The organism is Thalassobacillus devorans (assembly GCF_011761345.1).
GTDB classification, from domain to species: Bacteria; Bacillota; Bacilli; order Bacillales; family Halobacillaceae; genus Thalassobacillus; species Thalassobacillus devorans.
This window is the reverse complement of record NZ_JAASRY010000006.1, coordinates 156,787-180,818: the sequence shown is the minus strand read 5'-3', so window position 1 is coordinate 180,818 and position 24,032 is coordinate 156,787. Positions and strand designations below refer to the sequence as shown.

The following is a 24,032-nucleotide window of genomic DNA, read 5'->3' as shown; positions in this document are numbered from 1 at the left end:
GGAAAACTTGGCTTACCGCCAAGTCCTTATGGTGAAATTCTTAGATTTTCTTATACTTTAAACCTTTGAAAAAGTTAATCTTTCTTAAAGTAAAAAAATAACAGCAGCTTATCTTTAAGGATAGGTTGCTGTTATTATTATCTCGCTTTTTCAAATTGGTTAAGCAATTCATCTAATTGTCTGCTTATACTTACTACCTCTTCTGAAGATAAATCTAAATGTTTGCTCAAATCATTCATTTCTTTTCTGCATCTTTCAATTTCCACTAAAATCAACTTTTTTTGTTCCATGACGCCCTCCATAATATAAATGTAATTATTTTTTTATTTGAAAGTCCATACCCTGGTTTGAAAAATGTTAAACTTTAAATGGGAAAATTTTCTTAGATATTTTTTGAAACCTTACGAGCTGTTCATTCGTACAGGTAATACCGCAAGTATAGCGGAGGTATAAAGAATGGAAACCGTGATAAAAGAGAAAATCAAACAAATAAAAAAAGGAAATCAGGCTGCATTTGAAGATGTAGTTTCTTTTTATCAAAATAAAGTGTATCAAATTTGTTTTCGTATGATAGGAAACGCCCATGAAGCAGAGGATCTTGCACAGGAAGCCTTTATTCGGGCTTATACCAACATTGACCGCTTTGATGAGCGGAGGAAGTTTTCAACCTGGCTCTATCGAATTGCCACCAACCTTACCATCGACCGCATACGTAAAAAGAAACCGGATTACTTTCTGGATGCGGAAGTAAAAGGGACGGAAGGGTTGAGCATGTATTCCCAGATAGCGGCAGATCAAGCTTTGCCCGAGGAAGAAGTGGAAAGTCTGGAATTACAGACTTATATTCACAAAGAGATTCTGGCATTACCTCCTAAATACCGTAGTGTAATCGTACTTAGGTTTTTAGATGAGCTGTCCCTGCAGGAAATAGCAGAAGTATTGGAAATCCCTGTAGGTACCGTGAAAACCCGGATTCACCGGGGGAGGGAAACGTTGCGAAAAAGGCTTCGCCACGTGTAAAGGAGTGAGAGGGATGAATTGTAAAGAAGAAGCTATCGCTTTAATGCATAAATATTTAGACGACCATTTAACACAAACGGAAGAAAAGAAATTGCGCATGCACCTGCAGGCATGCCAGGAGTGCCAGACTCACTTTCATGAGCTGAAGCGGACGATCAGTCTGGTGAAGAGTTCAAGTCCCGTATCGGCACCCCAAGGCTTCACCTCAAACGTGATGGCTAATCTTCCAAAGCAGAAGAAACGTAATCATTATACGAAGTGGTTCAGAAACCATCCGTTCTTTACGGCTGCGGCGGTGTTTTTCCTGATGATGTTCGGTGGTATTTTTTCTGCATGGACCGAAGATCAGCAGGTGACCGTTTCTAAACAAGAAAACTTAGTAATAAAAAACCAGGTGGTCATCGTACCGGAAGATGTGACGGTTAACGGTGATCTGGTCGTTCGAAATGGGGATTTACGAATTGAGGGAGCAGTCAATGGAGATGTCACCATTATAAACGGCGATCTCTTAAAGCAGGACAGCAGGGAAGATTCCCCTCTCGATGGAGAGAAATATATGGCTTATGTCAGCGGGGAAGTCAATGAAGTGAACCAAGTGTTTGAGTGGGTGTGGTATCATATCAAAAATACATGGGAAAGTGTATTTTCTCTGGCTAAGGAGTAATAATGAGAAAGACTGTCAGGCAGGGCAGTCTTTTTTTAGCTTTAAGAGATCAAGTATAGGGGGTACTAAGGGTTTAAAGGTGTGCGACGATTCTGTCTTTTTATGAGCGTGGCATGGGAGAGCATTATCACTGTGACTGGTAAGTATGCTATAATTATATGTACTTTGTTTTTATCTTGTAATTACTTATAAAAGGAAGTGTAGGCATGCTTGATGGGGGACTAGACTTATTGGATTACTTACTTATAGCTATTGATATCGCCCTCGTCTGGTTTGTTGTATATAAATTGATCATGTTGATCAGGGGAACGAAGGCAGTCCAGCTGTTAAAAGGGATATTCGTTGTCCTGGCGATATGGCTGTTTAGCAACTTATTCGGGCTGACTACCTTAAGGTGGCTGACATCACAGGCAATCACCTGGGGTTTTCTTGCAATTATCATTCTTTTCCAGCCTGAGTTCAGACGTGCGTTAGAACAGTTAGGGCGCGGCAGCTTCTTCAGTAGAACAACTTCTGAGGATCAAGGGGTGGAGAAATCCATCCAGGCCATCATAAAATCTTGTAATTATATGGCTAAACGCCGGATTGGTGCGTTGATTACGATTGAAAGAGAGACAGGGATGGGAGATTATGTGGAAACCGGAATCAATATCGAAGGACGGTTGACGAGCGAGTTGCTGACCAATATCTTCATTCCAAATACGCCTTTACACGATGGCGCAGTGATCATACGTGGCGATGAAATTGTCGCCGCTGCCTGTTATCTGCCATTGTCGGAAAGTCCATTCATCTCCAAGGAATTGGGTACACGACATCGGGCAGCTATGGGAATCAGTGAAGTGACTGATGCGCTGACAATCATTGTTTCTGAAGAAACCGGAAACATATCGTGCACCAAAAATGGAGAGTTACATCGAGAATTAAGTCAGGAAAAGTTGAATGAAATTCTTCATAAAGAATTGAATGTACCGACCAAAGCTCCTGTGAAGACATGGAACTGGAGGGGGAAGAAAGATGGATAAATGGTTTAACAGCCCCTGGTTTATTCGTGTCATTTCGTTATTACTTGCTATCTTGCTGTGGACGACTGTCAACCTGGATGATAACTCCCAAAGCGATGCATTATTGATTAATGATGGGTCGAGTGAATTTGAAGTGTTGAATAACATTCCATTGGACTTGATCTATGATGATGAGAAGTATACAGTCAGTGGAGCGCCTCAAAATGTTTCGATGACATTGGAGGGTCCGAACAGTGTGATGACACCAGTAGTTAGACAGAAAAATTTTGAAGCCTATGTAAACTTAGAAGGGTATGGTCCAGGAATTCATACCGTGAATGTACAGCATAGTGGTATTTCCAATCGACTTCACGTCAACATTGAACCTAGAACCGTTCAGGTTACCATTGAGGAAAAAGTGGAGCGGGAGTTTGATGTCGGTGTGGACCTGATCAATGACCAGGAACTGGTGGATAATTATGAAATTGGTGAAGCCACCATTAATCCGCGGCAAGTGACCATTACCGGCGGTAAAGAGCTCGTGGATAGTGTTGCGCTTGTGAAGGCGATGGTCGATGTCAGGGACACTACGGAGACGATAGAAAATGTCCAGGCTCCTGTAAAGGTATATGATATGCAAGGAAACGAATTGGACGTGCTGGTAGAACCGAATGTGGTGGACGTTACTGTTCCCATTGATGTTCCAAGCAAACAGGTACCGATAGAGGTTCAAACGGAAGGAGAGCCAGCAGAAGGCTACGCCATTCAATCCGTTACCCCGGATGTGGAGGAGGTAACAATCTACGGCCCTTTGGAAGCAATAAGTCAAATTGGCCGAATCGCTAATATCAATTTAGATACCACGGATTTATCTGAATCGGGGACCCAGGAAGTGGAGGTACCAGTACCTGATGGTATCCGGAAAGTAGAACCAGAAACAATAGAAGTGGACATTGAAGTGATGGAATCCGAGGATCAGGCAGAACAAGTAATCGATTCGATAGAAATCGGGATAGCAAACCCTCCTGAAGAAGGTTCCGTAAGTTTTCTGGATCCGGAAGATCAACAAATATCATTGACCGTTCTTGGTAAAGAAGAAGACATTGAAAATCTTCAAGCGGAAGATTTTCAGGCAGAAATTGATGTGTCAGGTTTAGAGGCTGGGGAGCACGAAGTGCCTATTGAAATAACCGGGCCCGATAATGCAGTATATGAACTGAACGACCCCAATGCAATGATACGAATCGGATAAAAATAGAATGTTTGTAACGAATGAAGGAGAGATTAGACATCATGGGTAAATATTTTGGTACAGATGGAGTCAGAGGAGTAGCAAATAAAGATTTGACTCCGGAACTTGCTTTTAAATTAGGACGATTCGGCGGTTATGCAGTAACAAAAGGAGTGGAAAGACCAAAAGTTCTGATAGGTCGGGATACGAGAATTTCCTGTCATATGCTGGAGGGCGCTTTAACAGCTGGTCTGCTATCAATCGGAGCCGAGGTCATGAGGGTCGGTGTCATTTCTACACCAGGAGTAGCCTATTTAACGAAGGCGCTTGGTGCTGAAGCGGGTGTCATGATTTCTGCTTCCCACAACCCAGTGGAAGATAATGGGATTAAATTCTTTGGACCTGATGGTTTCAAACTTTCCGATGAGCAAGAGGAAGAAATTGAGGCATTACTCGATAAAGATAGCGATGACCTTCCTCGTCCGACGGGAGGAGACCTCGGTCAGGTGAACGACTATTTCGAAGGAGCTCAACGCTATATGCAATATCTAAAACAGACGGTTGATCATGATTTTGATGGTCTTCATCTCGCTTTAGATTGTGCTCACGGTGCCACTTCCGCACTTGCATCCCATATGTTTGCTGATCTGGAGGCGGATATTTCTTCTATCGGTTCATCTCCGGATGGACTGAACATCAACGATGGCGTAGGTTCCACACATCCAGAAGCAGTCAGGAAGCTTGTTCTTGACAAAGGAGCCGATATCGGACTTGCATTTGATGGTGACGGTGATCGACTGATTGCTGTGGATGAAAAGGGGAATATTGTTGACGGAGATCATATCATGTACATATGCGCGAAGCATATGAACAATTCCGGCATATTGAATCATTCTACTGTCGTTTCTACGGTTATGAGCAACCTTGGCTTCTATAAAGCGATTGAAGCTAATGGGATGAAGAGCGATAAAACAGCGGTCGGCGACCGGTATGTAATGGAAGAAATGAGACAGGGCGGCTACAACCTGGGCGGAGAGCAATCCGGTCATATCATCTTCTTAGATTACAATACGACAGGGGATGGAATGCTTAGTGCATTGCAGCTTATCAATGTTATGAAAGATACAGGTAAGCCGTTATCGGAGCTTGCTGCTGAGATGAAAAAATTCCCACAGGTCTTGAAAAATGTGAAAGTAACCGATAAAGCTGCGGTTCAGACTCACCCGCGTATTCAGGATACAATCAAAGCGGTAGAAGAAGAGATGGGAACGCAAGGACGTGTCCTTGTACGTCCTTCCGGTACCGAACCACTTGTACGCATCATGGTAGAAGCACCGACAGAAGAAGATTGCGAGAAATATGTTGATCAAGTAGTGGAAGCTGTACAAGAAGAATTGGGTTTGATGGAGTAATGTAATATGATGCGCAGTCAGCACATAACAGCTGACTGCGCATATTTTGTTATAGTCGAGTTTATAAGATTGTTACAATGGGAAGTCATTTGTGTAAAGGAAAAAATAATGATTGACCTTTAAAATCTATCTCGAGTAAAATGGTTAGTAGCCTTGCTTTTTTGCCTGCAGGTTTAAAGATGACTTACTAAGGTAATGGAGTAGGGGTGCATTCAAGGAAGATAAGGAGGTTAGTTTTTCCGGGAACTATTATCTAAAGCGCCAGGACTATTTTCGTTCGGCATGAAAATAGTTGACGAGGAGGAGGTTCATCGAGCTTTCGGCGGATGCCTCCCGGTTGTGACACTTCAACCGTCTGTTCAGCTTTTAAAACAAAGAGGCGACTCTTTCGGACAACAAAGCTGGATAAAGTGTAGACAAATCATAGTAAACACGAGAAAGGGGCAGAAAGCTGCCCCTCACGGGTGCCGGTCTCTGCCCCTTCTGAGGAAATTTAAGGAGGAAATACCGACATGTGTGGAATTGTAGGATATATTGGATATGATGATTCGAAAGAAATTTTGTTAAAAGGGCTGGAAAAGCTGGAATACCGTGGTTATGACTCCGCAGGTATCGCAACATTGAATGATGAGGAAGCGTACATTTCAAAAGTTAAGGGACGTATCGCACAACTTCGTGAAGCTGTCGATGATAATGTCAAGGCAACGCTTGGAATTGGACATACGCGCTGGGCGACACATGGACCGCCAAGCCATGAAAATGCTCATCCGCATCAAAGTACATCCGGACGTTTTACCATTGTTCATAATGGTGTCATTGAAAACTATTTGGAAGTACGCAAGGAATACCTTGGGGATATGGAATTAAAGAGTCAAACCGATACAGAAATTATCGTACAGTTGATTGAAGTACTGTATAATGAAATGAAGGACGTAGCGGCTGCATTTCGTAAAGCTGTAGAACTGTTGAAAGGCTCTTATGCGATTGCTTTAATCGATGCGGAAGATCAGGATACGATTTATATCGCAAAAAACAAGAGTCCGCTTCTTGTAGGATTGGGAGACGGCTTCAATGTCGTTGCCAGTGACTCCATGGCAATGCTGCAAGTGACAGATCAATTTCTTGAATTGATGGATAAAGAAACTGTCCTGTTGCGCCGTGACTCTGTTGAAATCCTGAAGCTTGATGGTTCTAAGGCAGAAGAGCGTGAACCTTTTACAGCTGAACTGAATGAGTCAGATATTGAAAAGGGGACCTACCCTCACTTTATGCTGAAAGAAATTGACGAACAGCCGTTAGTGCTCCGTCGAATCATCCAGGAATATCAAAATGAAGACAATGAAATCAAACTGGACCCGGATGTACGCCAGGCGATGAAGGATTGTGACCGTATTTATATCATCGCTGCAGGTACCAGCTACCATGCAGGATTGATCGGGAAACAATTCATCGAAAAGTTTGCTAAAATCCCTGTAGAAGTACACGTAGCAAGTGAATTCTCCTACAACATGCCATTGTTGTCCGAGAAGCCGCTCTTCGTCTATATTTCTCAAAGTGGGGAAACGGCAGACAGCCGTGCCGTACTGGTTCAGACGAAGCAATTAGGACATCCGGCATTGACGATTACGAATGTGCCAGGGTCCACCCTTTCTCGTGAAGCGGATTACACCTTGCATTTGCATGCAGGACCAGAAATCGCAGTAGCTTCTACCAAAGCCTACACAGCTCAAATGGCTGTTCTGGCTATCTTAGCTGTAGATACAGCAAAAGCGAAAGGCATCGAGCTTGATTTCGATCCAATGCAGGAACTCGCCATCGTAGCGAATGCTATGGAAGCCTTAGCTGACCAGAAAGAAGTATTCGAGGACTTAGCTCGTGACTTCTTAGCAACAACACGCAACTGCTTCTTTATCGGCCGCAGCATCGATTACTATGTTGGTGTGGAAGGAGCCTTGAAGCTTAAAGAGATTTCTTACATCCAGGCAGAAGGTTTTGCCGGCGGAGAGTTGAAGCATGGTACCATTGCATTGATCGAAGAAGGAACACCAATCATCGCCCTTGCTACTCAGGAAGGCGTCAATGACTCGATCCGCGGCAATGTACAGGAAGTCATTGCTCGTGGAGCAAATGCTTGCGTAATCAGTATGAAAGGTCTGGAAAAGGACGGCGACAGCTTTGTACTGCCGAAAGTACATGAGCTGCTGACACCGATCGTTTCTGTGCTTCCATTTCAGCTGATTTCCTATTACGCAGCGCTTCACCGTGATTGTGACGTAGATAAGCCACGTAACCTTGCCAAAAGTGTTACAGTGGAATAAATAACTCTCAAAAGGAGTGTACACATGCTAAAGGAATCGGATTTTCCGACAGAGGAACTAAGGGATCAATGGATCAAAGTCCGCAATAGGAAATTGGAAGAAATGGCGCAGTATATCCAGCGTTACTTCCACCTCACAAAGGTTAGAGAAAACGAAGGAAGCTATGAAGTCCAAGGTTATGTTTATCAGCCAGGATATGGTGAGATCAGGATGGCCTTTGAGTTCACATACGAACACGTAGCTAAAATGACAGATCTGTTCGATGAGTCTATTGAAAAATAATATTTGTGCCATCACCATGCCCCCAGTTACAACTCGTAACTGGGGGCATTTTCATTGGTGATTAGTAGGAACGATCAGTTCCCCTATTCTGCTTATATCTACATTGCCGCCTGAAACGACCGTCACTACTGTTTTGTTTGCCAATGGCAGTCTGTTGTTGATCAGTGCGGCGATTGCAACAGCGCTCGACGGTTCAATCAGCTGCTTCATCCGTTCCATAACAAAACTGAAAGCGAAGCGGATCTCGTCTTCTGAAACTAAAACAAGGTCGTCAAGGTACTTTTGTAGTACCGGAAAGGTTAAATCACCTGGCTGAGAAGTGCGCAGCCCGTCAGCAATCGTACTGGTGGCTGGAATGGCTGTGATTTTATTATTGTTTAGCGACAGGTACGTGTCATTAGCAATTTTCGGCTCTACTCCGTAGACTTTGATGCCTGGGTTGGTTTCTTTGATAGCCGTTAAAATTCCGGAGATGAGGCCTCCACCGCCCACTGGTACCACTATGGCGTCTGCATCTTTTACTTGCTCTAAAATCTCCAGCCCGACAGTCCCCTGGCCTGCCATGATATAAGGGTCGTCGTAAGGAGGAATATAAACACCTGTCTGCTTTTCGGCTAGCTGTTTCGCTCTGGGAATCCGTTCGGCTGACGTGGTGCCGCACATTTCAATTTTTCCGTTATAAGCCTGGATTGCTTCCACTTTGCATTGACTGGCATCTGTCGGAATGACGATGGTAGCAGGAACATCGAGTTGATTGGCGATGTAAGCAACTGCCTGTCCGTGGTTTCCGGAAGAAGCGGCTGTAATAGATTGTGCCCCTTCCTGAACGGCATGCTTTACTTTATTGGTAGCGCCCCGGATTTTAAATGAACCTGTTTTTTGAAGGTGTTCGGACTTTAGAAAGATCTGGTTATTACACAGTCTGGATAGTTGTTCGGATTGCAGAATGGGAGTTGTATGGATGATTTCGGAAATAGCTGCCTTAGCTGCGTGAATATCTTGAACAGTAATCATCAGGATGCTCCTTTCTGATTCAATTACTATCATTCTAGCAGAAAGGCGGGCATTTATTCAGACTTTTACACTTGGAGTGGTTTGGCGGGCGTCCATCACTTCCTTCAGGCAAACTCCCAAGGCTGCTACATCGTCAGCTGTGGTATGTTTACCAAATGAAATACGGATGAATGTTTTCGCTTCTTCCTTTGAGTATCCCATGGCTAGTAAAGTTTTCGAAGGGCTTTGCTGATGAATCGAGCAGGCGCTTCCTGTGGAGATGGCACAGCCCCGGCGGTTGGCTTCAAGCATGGTCCATTGCCCCTCCATTCCTGGTATCAGCACTCCAATGATCGCTGAGTCGGCTGCCGTTTTCCCAAGGATTTTTATTCGATCGTGTACAGGCAAGAGAGCTTGTCTAAATAGGTGTCTCAAGCGGCGGAAATGTTCCTGGTGTACACTTAGCTGATGAATGTTTTCCTGAGAAGCGGCTGTGAAGGCGGAAATCCCAGGAAGGTTTACCGTACCTGACCGTATCCCCTTTTCGTGTGCCCCGTATCTTACGTCAGATGGAAGTGGCACAGAAGGGGAAAGGTAAACAGCTCCGGCCCCTTTAGGACCATAGATTTTATGGCTTGATAGGGAAAAACCATCGAGAAGTGGGGTGTATTCTTTCATATCGATTTTTCCCAGTGCCTGGACACAATCACTATGAAAATAAATCCCATATTTCCGGCAAATACGAGAGATTTCTTCTATTGGCTGAAATGTACCGATTTCCCCATTCATCATTTGGATAGTTACGAGCACCGAATCGTTTCGGATAGCTTTTTCCAAGGCATACATATCGACAAAGCCTTCTTTTGTAAATGGAATTTTCGTAATTTCAAAACCATCCTTCTCGAGCATTTCCAAAGCGTGATGAACCGAAGAGTGTTCGGCTTGCGACGAAATAATATGTTTTCCTTCCCCAGCCTTTGCTAACGATCGTATTCCCAGATGGTTGCTTTCTGTTCCACCACTTGTAAAATATAACCCTTCACTATCAACCCCTATGGTATCAGCCAGGATTTCCCGACAGTGCTCCAGTAGTGTGCCAGCTTTTGTTCCTTCATCATGGAGGCTTTCCGTATTCCCAAAGTAGTCCTGAGAAACATCCTGGTATATTTTCAAGGCTGTATCGTCGATGGGGCAGGTTGCTGCATAATCAAAGTATCTCATAGGTATCACTCCCTCGTTTTCGTACCAGAAAAAAGCACTTGCCATTAGTTTAATTCTATGTAAATATAAGTGTCAAGACACATGTAAAATCAAAGGGGTGCCCAGCACGATGGAACAGTCTGATGTAATTATTGTGGGAAGTGGTATTGCGGCCTTACAACTGCTGGCCAACTTACGCAGGGATATGAATGTGATTGTACTCACAAAGTCAGAAGTAAAGATGAGTAATTCCTTTCACGCCCAAGGAGGAGTGGCAGCAGCATTAGCGCCTGAAGATGATTCGTATGAGCATTACATAGATACGATAGAAGCCGGCAGAGGGCTTAATGATCCGGAAGCAGTCAGCCAATTGACCAGGCAGGCTCCTTCTATTATCCGCGAATTGTTAGAAGCAGGCTGTGCGTTTGATCAAGATGAGCGAGGAGAAATAGTTTTGGGGAGAGAAGGATCCCATCGTTGGAATCGAATTGTCCACGGGGGCGGGGATCAGACTGGGAAACGCCTTGTCGACTGTCTTTTACAAAAGGTGGGAGCCAATGTATCCATTAAAGAGCATGAATTTGTCTTTCAATTGCTCACTGATGAACAAGGTAAATGCTATGGGGTGAGAAGTAAGGGACGGGATGGAGGGATAAACACTTACCTGGCTCCTCACATCGTATTGGCTACTGGAGGATGTGGACAGCTGTACGCCGCCACTTCCAATGCCGAAACCGTGACTGGAGATGGGCTTGCACTTGCTTACCTGGCGGGCGCAGAGCTTGTCGATATGGAATTTGTCCAATTCCACCCCACGATGCTTTCCATCAACGGAGATATCAAGGGTTTGGTGACGGAAGCGGTACGGGGCGAAGGGGCTGTTCTCCTCGATGTAAGTGGGAGAAGGATCATGAAAGGGGTCCATCCGCAGGAGGATTTAGCTGCGCGTCATATTGTAGCCCAGACTATTTATAACTATATCAGCCAAGGCAGAGATGTATTCTTAGATATTACACGCATCGACGACTTCACAGCGAAGTTTCCTACGGTCGCGAAACTTTGTAAAGCAAAAGGAGTGGATATGACTAAAGGAAAAATACCTGTCGCACCAGGCGCTCATTTTCTAATGGGGGGAGTCAAAACAGATGAAGCAGGCAGAACAACGGTTGATGGACTATATGCGGTTGGGGAGGTAGCTTGTACGGGGGTTCATGGGGCAAACCGCCTGGCCAGTAATTCGCTATTAGAGGGGCTGGTCTATGGAAAACGACTGGCAGCCCATCTCAACCAACAGGCTTGGGAGGTTCCCCGATACCACGCATTATCAGGGAACCAGGAACAGCCGGAAATAATGCTTCCTGCCGTTATGGAAATCCAGCAATCGATGATAGAGCGTGTCGGTATTATGCGGACAAGGAGCGAACTGCGGAAACAAAAAGAATGGTTAGAAACCTTTTCCATACCTGAAAACCTGGATGCACTATCTACCAGCCAGATAAGCCGTGTGTTTATGCTTATCACTTCCTGGCTGATCACTACATCTGCGCTTGCCCGGACAGAAAGCAGGGGCGGGCACTTCCGGGAAGATTTTCCAAACGAAAACAGCGGATGGCAGCAAAGACATATACGGTTACAAAAAAATAGAAAGCAGGGTGAAATATATGAATCTACTGAAGCTCCGGCGTTCACTTGAGGAGTTCTTCATGGAGGATATCGGCGACCAGGACCTTACCAGTGATGTGTTATTTGACCGGGATACGAAAGGAGAAATTCGCTTCCTGGCCAAACAGGAAGGAATATTATGTGGCACGGATATTATTACCACTGGCTATGGCATACTCGATCCTGAGGTGGAAATAGAGGTATGGCAACAGGATGGAAATCATCTGCAGGCAGGTGATGAGATTGCAAGAGCCTATGGAAATATGGCCAGCCTGCTGAAAGGGGAGCGTGTCATTCTCAACCTTCTCCAGCGGATGAGCGGTATAGCGACGCTGACCAGGCAGGCTGTACAGAGTCTTGCCAGTGACCATACTAGAATCTGTGATACACGAAAAACGACTCCAGGACTACGGATGTTGGAAAAGTATGCGGTCCGTACTGGTGGCGGGTACAATCACCGGAATGGGCTCTATGATGCCGTCATGCTTAAAGATAATCATATCGCTTTTGCCGGGTCAGTGACTGAGGCGGTGCGTAAACTTCGGGACAGACTGGGTCATATGGTGAAAATTGAAGTAGAAACAGAAAATGAGGGCCAAGTCGTAGAAGCTGTGAATGCCGAAGTAGACTGCATTATGTTTGATAACAGGAGTCCGGAAGAAATCAAAGTACTCGTCCAGCTGGTCCCTGGTTCGATAAAGACAGAGGCGTCAGGAGGAATAGCGATTGATCAGCTGGCAAGCTTTCGTGATTGTGGTGTCGATTATATATCTCTTGGCTGCCTGACTCATTCAGCGTCTGCTCTTGATATCAGTGCAAAAGTTCCCATCATGGAAAGGAGTCTTTCAACATGAACCTATTAGAAGCTTTAGAGAAGAAAAGTCCGATGCTGCCTGACCATTATAGGCAAATGAGCAAAAGTGAACTAGAAGCGCGAGTACAGGGTGTAAAAGAGCGGATGGGGAAACGGCTTTTCCTTCCCGGTCATCATTATCAGAAGGATGAAGTCATCCAGTTCGCTGATGCACGAGGTGACTCTTTAAAACTTGCCCAATTATCAGCGGAAAACCAGGAGGCTGAAGCCATCGTTTTTTGTGGAGTACATTTTATGGCAGAGACCGCCGATATTTTAACCAAGCAGGATCAAACCGTTTATCTGCCGGATATGCGTGCGGGATGTTCCATGGCGGACATGGCAGACTTGCAGCAGACAGAAAGGGCATGGGAAGCTTTAATGGATAGGTTCGATGATACGATATTACCGCTTACGTATGTCAATTCGACGGCGGCTATCAAAGCATTCGTGGGGAAACATTCCGGCGCTACCGTCACTTCCTCTAATGCTGAGAAGATGGTACGCTGGGCTTTTACACAAAAAGAGCGGATATTATTTTTGCCTGATCAGCATTTAGGGAGAAATACTGCATTTAATTTAGGGATACCGCTGGAATACATGGCGGTGTGGGATCCGCTGATGGAGGAATTGATCCATGAATGCCCGCTGGAAGAAGTCAAAGTGATTCTATGGAAAGGGCATTGCTCCGTACACGAAAACTTTACGACAGCCAATGTGAAACAGGTTCGTGACCAATACCCGGACATGAAGATCATCGTCCACCCTGAGTGCCGGAGGGAAGTAGTTGCACTTGCTGATGAGGCTGGTTCGACCAATTATATTATCCAGAAGATCCAGGCGGCTCCTGCAGGCAGTGCCTGGGCCATCGGTACAGAAATGAACCTTGTCAACCGCATCATTGCAGACCATCCCGATAAGTATATCATTTCCTTAAACCCGAATATGTGTCCTTGCCTGACGATGAACCGGATAGACCTTCCTCACCTGGCCTGGTGTCTCGAAACAATAGAAAAAGGTGAACCCCATAATAGCATTGAAGTGCGGGCAGCTATTGCTGATAACGCAAAGAAAGCTTTAGCACGTATGCTGGAAAGAGCCTAAGGGAAAGTTCAATTCTCTTCTATTAGCCTTAATAAAAAAAGGTTGCCCAAGTAAGTCAGTTGCAGACTTATGGGCAGCCTTTTTGAATGCCTAGGAAATTATAAAATTTTCTTTTTGTGAATAACTTTACGCGGTGGGTCACATCCAGCTCCAGCGCCTACCCCCTCGAGGTCTTAAGACAAGCCTCTCTGTGACACAGAACGTCACGGAGAGGCTTGTCTTAAGCTTGTCGGGGGTAAGCAAGGCGCTTGCGCTTTTGTGCTTTGATTAATGTCGTTTGTTCAACCATAAAACGCCGGATTTAGCCAGACGTGGAAGCAATCCGGTCACTGGTTTTTGGAGCATGTTTCCAAAACCATCGGATTTTCCAAGTGAGCCTAGTGCACCCTTCAATTTGATTTCTCCCGGTTTTTCCGGTTCTTTCTCTCTCAATACAGCTGATAAGACCTCGGCAATTTGTTCGCCTTGTTGCCCGGCCAACTGAGCACTTGGAGAATATTCAGAAGCGGCACAGTCACCGACTACATATACATTCGGTTGCTCCGGTACTTGATAGAAATCGTTCAGAATGATTTTTTCCTGTGAATCTTTTTCGAATGGAAGTTCCCGGACTAGGAAGTTTGGCCGTACACCAGCAGTCCAAATGGTTACATCATTGACGTAACAGATGCCGTTATTGCATACGCCGTCTTTTTCTACGTATTCAACATTAGCATTATGGATAACTTCTACGTCATTTTTTTCGAACCATTCTTCTACGTAGTCCTGAATTTTTTTATCGAAAGCTCTTAAAACAGTTTCGCCACGATCTAACAAGCGGATATTCAAGTCTGGTCTGCTCTCCCTTATTTCAGAAGCGACCTCGATCCCGCTCAAGCCGGCTCCGACAACGGAAACCATGCCATAAGCTTTAAGATTATTGATAACATAGCCGGTATGTCTGGCTTTAGAAAATGTTTGGACACTTTCGGTGAACTCTTTGGCACCTGTTATGCCATGGTAGTTATCTTCACAACCAAGACCGATGACTAAATAATCATACTCCACCGGTTCTCGATTATCACGGACAATAATGTGCTCTTGATCCGTATCGATTTTTTCTATTTCCCCGTATACATAATCGACGCGATCATGTTCAGGAAACTCAATACGGACATTTTTATCTGATTCCGTTCCGGCGGCAATTGCATAAAATTCTGTTTTCAAGGAGTGGTACGGGTTTCTGTCTATCATAGTGATATGGGTGTCTTTCGGCAGCCCTTTATCAAGCAGGTTCAATAGTATTTTGACGCCGCCATAGCCGCCTCCTAAAATGACTAATCTCTTCATATTTATACCCCTTTTAAGATTGTACTGATTATTAGATGGAAGAACGTGACCTTCTATGTTAAAACGCTTTCTTACTGTCCATCCTAAAGATTATCAAAAAACATGTCGAAAGACTAGAAAAATCCCATAAAAATAATACTAATAGTGTTAAATCATTTTCCCTGGGGGATACCTTTTGAAACTTTAGCGCAGGAATCAGTAAATACCCGGCAAGTAACCCTTAAGGGTTCCCTCCCAGTGGGGGAGGGGCGGAGATTTTCCTTTTCGACAGAAACTTTTATTTTTAAAGGTAGTAATCGACAAAAAAGCTTCCCTTGTTCAAACGTTTGATTAAGAAAACTTGGTCTCTGTTATATTAAGTTTTACCTATAAGCCTTTAGTTGATGCTCTTTAAAAATAAATAAATGACCGGCTCTTGGTGAGCCGGTCATTAAAGGGAAGTGTCTATTATTTCGATGGGTGTGGAGCTACGTAATCAGGATAGTCGGTAATGATGCCGTCAGCGCCAGCTTCTAATAAAAAATTAGCAGATTCACGATCTCTTACTGTCCAAGGGTGCGTTTTCATATTGTAGTCATGGATTCGTTCTACAAGCAATGCATCAATCATGCTTTTACTAGGGTTAACGTAGTCGGCGTATGCTTTAAACCTATCCAATTGCTCATCTGAAATTCCTTCTGGACTGTAACCAAGCAGAACACCGACTGGAACTTGTGGAAGAAGATCATGGAATGTTTGGACGGATTCATGGTTGAATGATTGGACAATGATTTTTTCATTTTCAGGATTGTCTAAGTGACGGGCTTTTAGCTCGTCGGCAACTTTTTGTTCGATACCCGGGTAGAGGGAAGGAGATTTCAATTCAATCAAGATCCCGGTCCTTCCTCTGTATTCATCAAGGACTTCACCAAGAGTGGGAATGGTTTCACTGGTAAAGGATTCATCGAACCAGCTTCCGGCATCCAGGCTCTTTAACTCTTCCAGTGTTAGATCTTTTACACTACCTGTACCGTCTGTTGTACGGTCAACCGTCGTGTCATGGATAACCACCAATTCTCCATCTTTACTCATTTGTACGTCCAATTCAAACATGTCTGCTTTCATTTCTACGCTTTTTTCAAAAGCAGCCATCGTGTTTTCCGGCGCATAGCCAGAGGCCCCGCGGTGAGCGATGTTCAGTACTTGGTTTTGGTCTTTAGTGGCTATGCCCTCGCTTGCAAAAGCAATTCCTCCCGGAGCAAAGAGCACCATAATAGCTATTGCCCCTGCAGATAAAGCAGATACCCATTGTTTCATTTTTTCCTCTCTCCCTTCGCTATGTTCAACTATAACTGTAGCGAAGAAATATTTAGCATGGATAAACCTGGTGTTTTATTTTTGTTTAGCTAATGTTAAAAAAATAAGGGCGAACTTCCTTAAAATGTTTACTTATATATGATAAAAGGACCAGGAAGGAAAAGACATAAAAAGGCCAGGCAGCTTGCCTGCCTGGCTGTATGATCATTCTGTAATCTTCACATTCAATTCACTATCTTTAATGTGGGCGTGTGGAAGTAGGGTATTCTCAAAATCGAAGTCTTTTAATTGTATACCTTGTCTGACTCGATTAGGAAAGTCAGGATTAGCGAGAGCGCTGGTACCAAGCGAAATGATGTCCGCTTCTTCTGTCTTAATCATTTTGGCAGCTTTCTCGGGATTCCCGAGATTACCATTAGCTATTACTGGGAGGCTCCCAAAATCCCTGGCAGCTTTTGCTAATGTTCTAGATCCCTCGCCAAAGGCTGGGGCAGTCGCATCGGAATCTGTCACATGAATATAATCGAGGGAAGTTTTGCTTAACTCCGAGAAAATAAACGAGGCATCGTCTTCACCGCCAATCCACTTATGATCGGGATCGGCTACTTTAATTTGGGAAATTCGGATTCCGATAATGAATTCCTCCCCAACTTCTTTACGAACTTCTTCAATGATCTCCAGCATGATCCGAAGACGTTTTTTGAGAGAACCGCCATATTGATCTTCTCGCTGATTCAAATAATCTGTTAAAAATTGATCGAGCAGATAACCATTAGCCCCGTGAATTTCAACCCCGTCAAAGCCGGATTGCTTAGCGTTGAGAGCCCCATCTACAAAAGCTTGTTTGGCAGATGTGATATCCTGCTCTGTCATCTGTCTAGGTTTTGGAAATGGCCCTGACCCTCCATAAAACTCGAGCTGCTCGCCCTTTGGCGGCACCTCAGATGGAGCGATTGACTCCGTTACATATGCATTCCCTTGGCCCTGTCCGCCTGCATGCATTAATTGGGCAATGAAAACAGCATCATAATTGTGAACAGCATCAACAACGGGCTTCCAGCTTTGGACATGCTTGTCATTGGCAAGCCCAGGCTGATTATTATAACCCTGGCTATAGCTTTCATCCAGATAGATCCCCTCAGATATTATTGTCCCGAAGCCGCCTTTCGCAAAGCGAGAGTAATAATACTTCATCCGGTTGGAAGCCCTGCCGTCATCTTGTGCGCTGACACGTGTCATTGGAGCGACCGCCAAACGGTTTTTCAGCGATTGATTTTTCACGTTTATTGAGTTAAGGAGTTCTTTTTTCATAGTCGACTTCTCCTTTTCCAGGAAGTTTTGAAAACCATCTTAAATCCAGGCTTCATAAATGGCAAATGAAGCGCTCATTCTCTTTAATATAAATGTAAGAAAAAGGATTGAACCAAACGAACGAAGGGTAAAAATAAATCATTAAGGAGCCGGTGTAATCAATTACCATTTGATGTAATCGCTTCATCTGTGGCTTCCTTTTTGTTATTATGAATATTGTGTGAAATTTTTTCAAAATTTTTAAAGGAGCGATTTTATGGAAAAATGGCTGACAATGGATACGTGGCTCGGTGATCTTGTCAATGCCGGAAACAACCTGCTTTGGACTTATATTCTTATTGGTTTATTGCTCGCATTAGGTATCTGGTTCACTGTCCGGTCACGTTTTGTCCAGTTTCGGATGCTAAAAGAAATGGTCCTCCTCTTAATCAAAGGAACAGACCATACAGGTTTTAAAGAGAGAAAAGGTACGACACCGTTTCAGGCGTTTGCCATTAGTACTGCTGCCCGTGTTGGAACAGGAAACCTTGCAGGTGTCGCCATCGCAATCTCTGTCGGAGGTCCGGGAGCAGTATTCTGGATGTGGATGATTGCCTTAGTCGGAGCTGCGACAGGGTTTGTTGAGAGTACACTTGCCCAAATGTATAAAGTGAAAGACAAAGACGGCTTCCGGGGCGGTCCCGCATACTATATGGAAAAGGCGTTAGGGAAGCGGTGGATGGGCGTTTTATTCGCTATCCTGATTACCCTTTGTTTCGGACTGATATTTAACGCGGTGCAAGCCAATACGATTTCTCAGGCATTTACAGGCGCTTATAATATTCACCCGCTTATTATCGGCTTTATTATTGCGGCAATGATTGGAATTGTTGTTTATGGAGGAATCAGACGTATTGCAGTAGTTGCTGAGGTAATCGTTCCTGTATTTGCGGTAGCTTATATTATCGTAGCCTTCATTATTATGATGATCAATATTGATCAATTGCCAGGCATTATTTCTCTTATCGTTAGTAATGCATTAGGAATCAGAGAAATTGCCGGCGGTGGTATCGGGGCAGCGCTGATGAATGGGATTCAGCGTGGGTTGTTCTCGAACGAAGCAGGTATGGGTAGTGCGCCGAACGCGGCTGCTACTTCCTATGTAAAACACCCGGTAGAACAAGGGCTTGTTCAGACGCTTGGTGTATTTACGGATACATTAATCATCTGTAGTTCTACGGCATTTATCATTTTATTAGCAGATGTTCATACTGTAGGGGAGATGGATGGTATCCAATTGACGCAGCTGGCGTTGAACACTCACCTTGGCAGCTGGGCGGATGCGCTTGTAGCTATCACGATTTTCTTTTTCGCCTTCAGTTCTCTGTTGGGCAACTACTATTATGGTGAGACAAATCTCCAGTTCATCTCAGAAAGTAAAATGTATATCCATGTTTTCCGGATTGCATTTTTGATCATGGTACTGGTCGGATCTATGAGTGAAATTGAAATCATCTGGGGACTGGCAGACCTATTCATGGGCTCCATGGCGCTCGTCAACTTGATCGCTATTGCTCTGTTGACTAAGATTGCAGTCGCTGCCCTTGATGATTATCAAAGACAACGTAAACTCGGGCAAACGCCTGTCTTTTATAAAAATAGCATTCCAGGAGTCAGAAATTTAGAAGCCTGGGAGAGAAAACCGAACACCTATAAAGAAAAATAAGCAGAAGAAGAGAGGTTCCATTACCGGAACTTCTCTTTTTTTGTAGAAATTTGTGACTCTAGCGGTTGTCCTCTTTTTTATATTCTGTATATAACATTGGTGGGCAGCTGTTCATTGCTAGAAATAATGCTTCCATACTAGACTCCACCATGTGGTTACTAGACAATTATGGAGACTAACTAGACTTTTTAAACAGAATGGGAATATTACTAGACATTATTTCACTCGACGGCTTCGTCATTTACTAGACAATCAGTGGTGACGTCTTATGGATAACTATGGGAAACAGCGTTAGAATGGAATTATCAAAAGTTAGGGGTGTTAACGTGAAGATTGGAATGATAGGAATTGGGGATATTGCAAAAAAGGCGTATCTGCCGGTGTTGACCCAGGTACCGGGGATTGAACTCCATGTGTGTACAAGAAATGAGAAAGTAATGACAGAAGTCGCAGCTAAATATCACCTCAGTCATACATACCACAACAGGGACGAATGGCTTTCTAGTGGAATCGAGGCAGCTTTTGTCCATTCTTCCACGGACTCCCATGAAATGATAGTAGACCAATTGCTTGATCACGGCATTCATGTATATATAGATAAGCCAATCAGTTATCATGGAGAAGTATCTTCGCGATTAGTGGAAAAGGCGAAGAATAAAGGTTTGATATTGATGACAGGCTTTAATCGAAGGTATGCGCGGCCATATCAAAAGCTGAAAGAGTTGGCGGACCCAAATATGATTGTCATGCAGAAAAATCGTGGCCACCAGGCGACCGATGTCCGTACATTCGTCTTTGATGATTTCATACATGTTATCGATACGCTGCTTTACCTTTTTCCTTACGCAATTCAGGATATTAACATACAGGGAAAAAAGCAGGATGGAAAGCTTCACCATGTCGTCATTCAGCTGTTAGCGAAAGAAGGCGTAGCCATCGGAATTATGAACCGGGAAGCAGGGACCACCGAGGAAAGAGTAGAGGTAATGAATGCCTGTGAGACTCGTACTGTCAAGAATGTAAGTGATATTACAACTCATAAGGATAAAGGCATTTGGTTACATGAAAGCGATGACTGGGAGCCAACCCTGTTGAAGCGAGGGTTCCACAGTGTGACGGCAGCTTTTTTAGAAGCCGTTGAGAAGGGGGCAACAGCTTCTGAAAACTATGACCGCGATTTACAACCTCACTTGATAGCAGAAAAGATTGTCCGGACAATCGGGGAGTAGTCATGGTTTTTGCTTATCTTCCTGCAGAAGATGAATTAGTTGTTCCTGATTTTTAATAATACGATTGATCCGTTTGAAAAGATAAACAACTGTAAAAATGATAGCCAGTGCGATTAGTAGATAAAATAGAATAATGGCTATCGGCATGATGGCTGATAAAAAATCAAAGGAAACAGTTGAAACTTCTTCCTCATGAATGATCGTAATCAGCATGGCAGCTACACTCCTTATATGTAAAATAGTTCCACCGTTAATGTATTCACCAGTCGGGAAAGTAATCCCTATTTTCCTTTAAAAAACAAGCCTCCTTGTGTGCAAGGAGGCTTGTGATTTATCGGATTATCTTAAAACAGCGCCGTAAGAATCGATACGACCATGCTCAAAGTAATACCCGGTTCCGCTGATGGCATCTGCGGACTGTTCGATGTCCTGACGGATTTGCCAGTTGCTCTTACCTTGAGAAGCTAACAGTCCAGCAAGACCGGCTACATGAGGAGATGCCATGGATGTACCGGACATATAGGCGTAACCGCCGCCAGGAACTGTGGAGGCAATATCAACACCAGGAGCTGTTACATCTACCCACGTGCCATAATTAGAGAAGGAAGCTTTATTGTCATATTGATCGACCGCACCTACCGCAATGACATTAGCGTAGGAAGCCGGCTCAAATGTGGTCGATACGCCATCATTACCAGCAGCAGCAATAATAACGGAACCTTTATTCCAGGCATAGTTCACCGCATTTTCTAATGTAGTGGTATCACAGTTACAGCCAAGGGACAGGTTGATAACTTCTGCTCCCTGGTCAGCAGAATAAGTAATGGCATCAGCTATGTTAGCGAGGGATCCGCCACCATTGGCATCGAGTGCACGTACCGCCAGGATTCTGGTGTTTGGTGCCATTCCGGCAACACCCTGGGAGTTATTTGTTTCAGCGGCAGCAGTACCGGCGACATGTGTGCCGTGGTCATTTTCATCCATCGGGTAATAATCGTTATCAACAAAATCATAGCCACGAATAGTTTTTCCGTCTAAATCAGGATGGTTATAATCGACACCGGAATCAATGATGGCAATTTCCTGGCTGCTGCTTCCACGGGTGAGGTTCCAGGCTTGTTCCGTATTTGTATTTTGCGGGCCATACTGATAGCCGCTATAGTAAGTATCATTTGGTGTCCAGGAAACGTTGAATTTATAGTTTGGTTCTGCATATTCCACGTTAGGATTATTGTTCAATGCTTTCACTACAGCTTCTACATTCCCTACTTCTAAAACATCGAATTTCGATTCCACCGCATCCACATCCGGCTTCACCTTGGCGTTTGCCTGAGATAGCGTTTCTTTTTTCGTGGACTGCTTCACATTATCCTTAAATTTTATGACCACTTCACCTTTCACATAATCTGCTGTGCCTTTTTCAACCTGTTTCATAGGTGAGGCATTGGATTCCGTAAGGTCCACCTGTGGGGATGCTTCTCCTACGGCAGGTAATACAGCAAGTGACAACGCAAGTGACAGGGACAAACCAGCAACTTTCTTTAATTTCATGCTACTTCCTCCTTTGTTTGGGTTACTATACAACTTCACGCAGGAGGAAGTAGAATCCTGCAGATTCTTGTTGAGAAAAAACGGCAGCATCATGGGCCTCAAAAGGGGAAATGAAGACGATTTTCGAAAGTGATTTTAATCTATTAATAGTCCTATATACCTACACACATAAGTCTACCTTCTGATTTTTTATCTGTATGGATTAGGTACAATGATAGTAAGGAAAAATCGACATTTTTCTACCAATTGAATAATCGGAGGGGTATCGTGGAGTTAACAGATAAATACCAAAAAGTAGATTATGGAAAGCTTATTTATCTGGAGCGTGTGAAACAACGATTGACCCAAAACGAGCTTTCTCATGGCATATGTTCCGTCCCATATTTGAGCAAATTGGAGAATCAGCGGATTTCTGATCCCAATCCTGAGACAGTTTCCCTTCTCCTTGAAAAACTGACGGTTGATTATCGCTCTCAGGTATCACGGGTCCAGGAAGTTTTGGAAGATATGGAACATTGGTACAGCTGTATAACAAGTAAAAATGACAGCCAAATGGAAAGTTATTATCAGAAACTGAAATCTCTTCCTTTGCACTATTATCCTGATTTGACGATCTGGTTCCAATTGATTGCTATTCGTTATTTCATACGTAAACACGACACGTTACAGGCTGAAATGTCCCTCCAAAAGCTTTCTGCTAAAGAAAATAAGCTGGATCGTTACCAGACTTTCTATTATCTTTACTTTTCAGGATTAATAGATTGCTTGAAGCAGCATTACAAGGATGGACTCCTGAATCTTCATGAGGCTGAAGAATTCGCGAAAGAACAAGGTATCCATGATTCGGAACTGCTTTACCACCTGGCGCTTACCTATAGCCACATCAGCCATTCCTCACTTGCTATCTACTACAGTCAAATTGCCAAACGATATTTTGATCAGACGATGAACATCCACCGGGGGGTAGACTGTCAGGTTATCCTGGGAATCAACTTTTTGAGAATCAATAGGTATGACAGTGCGGAGAAAGTTTTCAAAGATATCCTTCGTATCAGTCAATCCATCAACGATACCCAGCTGGTCGGAAAGACATATCATAATCTCGGTTTTCTTTATGCTGAAAAAGGGGAACTGGAGGCAGCGCTGCGTTACTATTACAAAGCGTTGGAAATTAAGAAGGAATACAGCAAAGGGTACTATAGCACCGTACTTCGCGTCATCCATGCCCATCAACAGCGCGGAGAAACCGGACAGGCCATGGCATGGGTCGATGAAGTGCTTGAAAACGATGATCATGAGCCGGATACGACGATCCAATTCAAGCTGAAAAAACTGGAGTTAGCGGGGGAAGGCGATGATTACTATCAATATATCAATGACATCGCGCTGCCTTACTTTTTGAAAGTAAATGATAAAAAAAGTATAAATCGCTATTGCCAAAAAGCCGCTCTCTATTATGAAGAAAATTTTCATTATAAAAAAGCGAATGGGTTTTACAAATTAATATTAAATCAAGGAGGTGAAATCAGTTGAAAAAAGGACTATTGAAAGTGTTATTACTCTTAATCGTCAGCACCGCAGCGGTTTATGGTACCCCAATGACTGACAGCGCAGCCTATACCCCTGAGACTCCTAACTTCTCCGATGAAGATCATCCAGAGTATTGATACTTAGCGGCAAAAGGACTCCATTCCTACATCCAGGGGAGTCCTTTTGTATTTTCAGGTACATAAAGAAAATTAACTTTAACTTTGGATGAAATGCTAAGTCTATATTAAAGGGATGGTGACAAGCAGGATTTCTTGATCAGATGATGTCGAAACAACACTAAAATAAGAGAAAAGTCTTGATTTATTTGAAACGAAAGTACC

Annotated in this window: 22 protein-coding genes; 14 read left to right on the top strand and 8 right to left on the bottom strand. The window is 43.8% G+C overall.

Translation table 11 applies throughout. The features are described 5' to 3' along the window. Positions 1–137: 137 nt before the first annotated feature. Complete coding sequence (locus FHS45_RS17755) at positions 138–290, bottom strand: aspartyl-phosphate phosphatase Spo0E family protein (RefSeq protein ID WP_085504900.1); 153 nt, start codon at positions 288–290, stop codon at positions 138–140. A gap of 166 nt (positions 291–456) precedes the next feature. Here FHS45_RS17755 and sigW point away from each other — a divergent pair, with 166 nt between their 5' ends. The 7 genes from sigW to FHS45_RS17720 all read left to right on the top strand — a co-directional run bounded on the left by sigW (position 457) and on the right by FHS45_RS17720 (position 7,928). Then, positions 457–1,020, top strand: coding sequence for an RNA polymerase sigma factor SigW (gene sigW / locus FHS45_RS17750; RefSeq protein ID WP_062438544.1), 564 nt, complete (start codon positions 457–459; stop codon positions 1,018–1,020). A 13-nt stretch (positions 1,021–1,033) separates the two neighbouring features. Further along, on the top strand, positions 1,034–1,684 hold the full coding sequence (locus tag FHS45_RS17745) for an anti-sigma factor family protein (RefSeq protein ID WP_062438548.1): 651 nt from the start codon (positions 1,034–1,036) through the stop codon (positions 1,682–1,684). A gap of 206 nt (positions 1,685–1,890) precedes the next feature. Beyond that, the gene (gene cdaA, locus FHS45_RS17740; RefSeq protein ID WP_062438551.1) at positions 1,891–2,706 is read left to right on the top strand and encodes a diadenylate cyclase CdaA; all 816 of its coding nucleotides are present in this window, start codon (positions 1,891–1,893) and stop codon (positions 2,704–2,706) included. Next, positions 2,699–3,937, top strand: coding sequence for a CdaR family protein (locus FHS45_RS17735; RefSeq protein ID WP_082411868.1), 1,239 nt, complete (start codon positions 2,699–2,701; stop codon positions 3,935–3,937). The genes cdaA and FHS45_RS17735 overlap by 8 nt, the downstream gene beginning before the upstream one ends. Before the next feature lie 41 nt (positions 3,938–3,978). Continuing rightward, complete coding sequence (glmM, locus tag FHS45_RS17730) at positions 3,979–5,328, top strand: phosphoglucosamine mutase (RefSeq protein ID WP_062438554.1); 1,350 nt, start codon at positions 3,979–3,981, stop codon at positions 5,326–5,328. 512 nt (positions 5,329–5,840) lie between these two features. Beyond that, positions 5,841–7,646: a glutamine--fructose-6-phosphate transaminase (isomerizing) gene (gene glmS / locus FHS45_RS17725; protein WP_062438560.1), complete on the top strand. Its 1,806-nt coding sequence runs from the start codon at positions 5,841–5,843 to the stop codon at positions 7,644–7,646. Positions 7,647–7,670: 24 nt separating this feature from the next. After that, positions 7,671–7,928: a hypothetical protein gene (locus tag FHS45_RS17720; RefSeq protein ID WP_062438563.1), complete on the top strand. Its 258-nt coding sequence runs from the start codon at positions 7,671–7,673 to the stop codon at positions 7,926–7,928. A 51-nt stretch (positions 7,929–7,979) separates the two neighbouring features. On the opposite strand, the gene FHS45_RS17715 is transcribed toward FHS45_RS17720, so the two are convergent. Beyond that, entirely contained in the window at positions 7,980–8,942 is a 963-nt protein-coding gene (locus FHS45_RS17715) for a threonine ammonia-lyase (RefSeq protein WP_062438566.1), read from the bottom strand. 57 nt (positions 8,943–8,999) lie between these two features. After that, positions 9,000–10,142 carry an IscS subfamily cysteine desulfurase gene (locus tag FHS45_RS17710; RefSeq protein ID WP_062438569.1) on the bottom strand — a complete coding sequence of 381 codons (1,143 nt, stop codon included), beginning with the start codon at positions 10,140–10,142 and terminating at the stop codon, positions 9,000–9,002. 109 nt (positions 10,143–10,251) lie between these two features. On the opposite strand from FHS45_RS17710, the gene nadB reads away from it, so the two are divergent. The 3 genes from nadB to nadA are packed head-to-tail and all read left to right on the top strand — an operon-like array spanning position 10,252 to position 13,740. After that, positions 10,252–11,814 (top strand): L-aspartate oxidase, encoded by a 1,563-nt coding sequence (nadB, locus tag FHS45_RS17705; protein ID WP_062438572.1) that lies wholly within the window; start codon positions 10,252–10,254, stop codon positions 11,812–11,814. After that, a complete protein-coding gene (gene nadC / locus FHS45_RS17700) occupies positions 11,783–12,637 on the top strand; it encodes a carboxylating nicotinate-nucleotide diphosphorylase (protein ID WP_062438575.1) in 855 nt (284 codons plus the stop codon). The genes nadB and nadC overlap by 32 nt, the downstream gene beginning before the upstream one ends. After that, positions 12,634–13,740, top strand: coding sequence for a quinolinate synthase NadA (gene nadA / locus FHS45_RS17695; RefSeq protein ID WP_062438577.1), 1,107 nt, complete (start codon positions 12,634–12,636; stop codon positions 13,738–13,740). Before nadC ends, nadA begins: the two co-directional genes overlap by 4 nt. A gap of 267 nt (positions 13,741–14,007) precedes the next feature. On the opposite strand, the gene FHS45_RS17690 is transcribed toward nadA, so the two are convergent. The 3 genes from FHS45_RS17690 to FHS45_RS17680 all read right to left on the bottom strand — a co-directional run bounded on the left by FHS45_RS17690 (position 14,008) and on the right by FHS45_RS17680 (position 17,676). Next, positions 14,008–15,069, bottom strand: coding sequence for an NAD(P)/FAD-dependent oxidoreductase (locus tag FHS45_RS17690; protein WP_062438580.1), 1,062 nt, complete (start codon positions 15,067–15,069; stop codon positions 14,008–14,010). 447 nt (positions 15,070–15,516) lie between these two features. Continuing rightward, complete coding sequence (locus tag FHS45_RS17685) at positions 15,517–16,365, bottom strand: glycerophosphodiester phosphodiesterase (RefSeq protein WP_062438582.1); 849 nt, start codon at positions 16,363–16,365, stop codon at positions 15,517–15,519. 204 nt (positions 16,366–16,569) lie between these two features. After that, a complete protein-coding gene (locus FHS45_RS17680) occupies positions 16,570–17,676 on the bottom strand; it encodes an oxidoreductase (protein ID WP_062438585.1) in 1,107 nt (368 codons plus the stop codon). A 256-nt stretch (positions 17,677–17,932) separates the two neighbouring features. Between FHS45_RS17680 and FHS45_RS17675 the strand changes: the two genes are divergently transcribed. Together FHS45_RS17675 and FHS45_RS17670 are read left to right on the top strand one after the other, a co-directional pair. Further along, positions 17,933–19,381, top strand: a complete 1,449-nt coding sequence (locus FHS45_RS17675; RefSeq protein ID WP_082411869.1) for an alanine/glycine:cation symporter family protein — start codon at positions 17,933–17,935, stop codon at positions 19,379–19,381. 326 nt (positions 19,382–19,707) lie between these two features. Next, positions 19,708–20,610 (top strand): Gfo/Idh/MocA family protein, encoded by a 903-nt coding sequence (locus FHS45_RS17670; RefSeq protein WP_062438588.1) that lies wholly within the window; start codon positions 19,708–19,710, stop codon positions 20,608–20,610. On the opposite strand, the gene FHS45_RS17665 is transcribed toward FHS45_RS17670, so the two are convergent. Next, on the bottom strand, positions 20,611–20,823 hold the full coding sequence (locus tag FHS45_RS17665) for a hypothetical protein (RefSeq protein WP_062438591.1): 213 nt from the start codon (positions 20,821–20,823) through the stop codon (positions 20,611–20,613). It abuts the gene before it with no gap. A 126-nt stretch (positions 20,824–20,949) separates the two neighbouring features. Continuing rightward, positions 20,950–22,161, bottom strand: a complete 1,212-nt coding sequence (locus FHS45_RS17660; RefSeq protein WP_062438593.1) for a S8 family peptidase — start codon at positions 22,159–22,161, stop codon at positions 20,950–20,952. Between the two features lie 267 nt (positions 22,162–22,428). On the opposite strand from FHS45_RS17660, the gene FHS45_RS20500 reads away from it, so the two are divergent. Then, a complete protein-coding gene (locus FHS45_RS20500; protein ID WP_062438597.1) occupies positions 22,429–23,694 on the top strand; it encodes a tetratricopeptide repeat protein in 1,266 nt (421 codons plus the stop codon). Further along, entirely contained in the window at positions 23,691–23,828 is a 138-nt protein-coding gene (locus FHS45_RS17650; RefSeq protein WP_157620101.1) for a hypothetical protein, read from the top strand. Before FHS45_RS20500 ends, FHS45_RS17650 begins: the two co-directional genes overlap by 4 nt. The last annotated feature ends 204 nt before the right edge of the window (positions 23,829–24,032 follow it).

Excerpts from the sequence above, each read along its gene's own strand:
- FHS45_RS17755 (WP_085504900.1), bottom strand. The coding sequence starts at position 290 with ATGGAACAAAAAAAGTTGATTTTAGTGGAAATTGAAAGATGCAGAAAA.
- sigW (WP_062438544.1), top strand. The coding sequence starts at position 457 with ATGGAAACCGTGATAAAAGAGAAAATCAAACAAATAAAAAAAGGAAAT.
- FHS45_RS17745 (WP_062438548.1), top strand. The coding sequence starts at position 1,034 with ATGAATTGTAAAGAAGAAGCTATCGCTTTAATGCATAAATATTTAGAC.
- cdaA (WP_062438551.1), top strand. The coding sequence starts at position 1,891 with ATGCTTGATGGGGGACTAGACTTATTGGATTACTTACTTATAGCTATT.
- FHS45_RS17735 (WP_082411868.1), top strand. The coding sequence starts at position 2,699 with ATGGATAAATGGTTTAACAGCCCCTGGTTTATTCGTGTCATTTCGTTA.
- glmM (WP_062438554.1), top strand. The coding sequence starts at position 3,979 with ATGGGTAAATATTTTGGTACAGATGGAGTCAGAGGAGTAGCAAATAAA.
- glmS (WP_062438560.1), top strand. The coding sequence starts at position 5,841 with ATGTGTGGAATTGTAGGATATATTGGATATGATGATTCGAAAGAAATT.
- FHS45_RS17720 (WP_062438563.1), top strand. The coding sequence starts at position 7,671 with ATGCTAAAGGAATCGGATTTTCCGACAGAGGAACTAAGGGATCAATGG.
- FHS45_RS17715 (WP_062438566.1), bottom strand. The coding sequence starts at position 8,942 with ATGATTACTGTTCAAGATATTCACGCAGCTAAGGCAGCTATTTCCGAA.
- FHS45_RS17710 (WP_062438569.1), bottom strand. The coding sequence starts at position 10,142 with ATGAGATACTTTGATTATGCAGCAACCTGCCCCATCGACGATACAGCC.
- nadB (WP_062438572.1), top strand. The coding sequence starts at position 10,252 with ATGGAACAGTCTGATGTAATTATTGTGGGAAGTGGTATTGCGGCCTTA.
- nadC (WP_062438575.1), top strand. The coding sequence starts at position 11,783 with ATGAATCTACTGAAGCTCCGGCGTTCACTTGAGGAGTTCTTCATGGAG.
- nadA (WP_062438577.1), top strand. The coding sequence starts at position 12,634 with ATGAACCTATTAGAAGCTTTAGAGAAGAAAAGTCCGATGCTGCCTGAC.
- FHS45_RS17690 (WP_062438580.1), bottom strand. The coding sequence starts at position 15,069 with ATGAAGAGATTAGTCATTTTAGGAGGCGGCTATGGCGGCGTCAAAATA.
- FHS45_RS17685 (WP_062438582.1), bottom strand. The coding sequence starts at position 16,365 with ATGAAACAATGGGTATCTGCTTTATCTGCAGGGGCAATAGCTATTATG.
- FHS45_RS17680 (WP_062438585.1), bottom strand. The coding sequence starts at position 17,676 with ATGAAAAAAGAACTCCTTAACTCAATAAACGTGAAAAATCAATCGCTG.
- FHS45_RS17675 (WP_082411869.1), top strand. The coding sequence starts at position 17,933 with ATGGAAAAATGGCTGACAATGGATACGTGGCTCGGTGATCTTGTCAAT.
- FHS45_RS17665 (WP_062438591.1), bottom strand. The coding sequence starts at position 20,823 with ATGCTGATTACGATCATTCATGAGGAAGAAGTTTCAACTGTTTCCTTT.
- FHS45_RS17660 (WP_062438593.1), bottom strand. The coding sequence starts at position 22,161 with ATGAAATTAAAGAAAGTTGCTGGTTTGTCCCTGTCACTTGCGTTGTCA.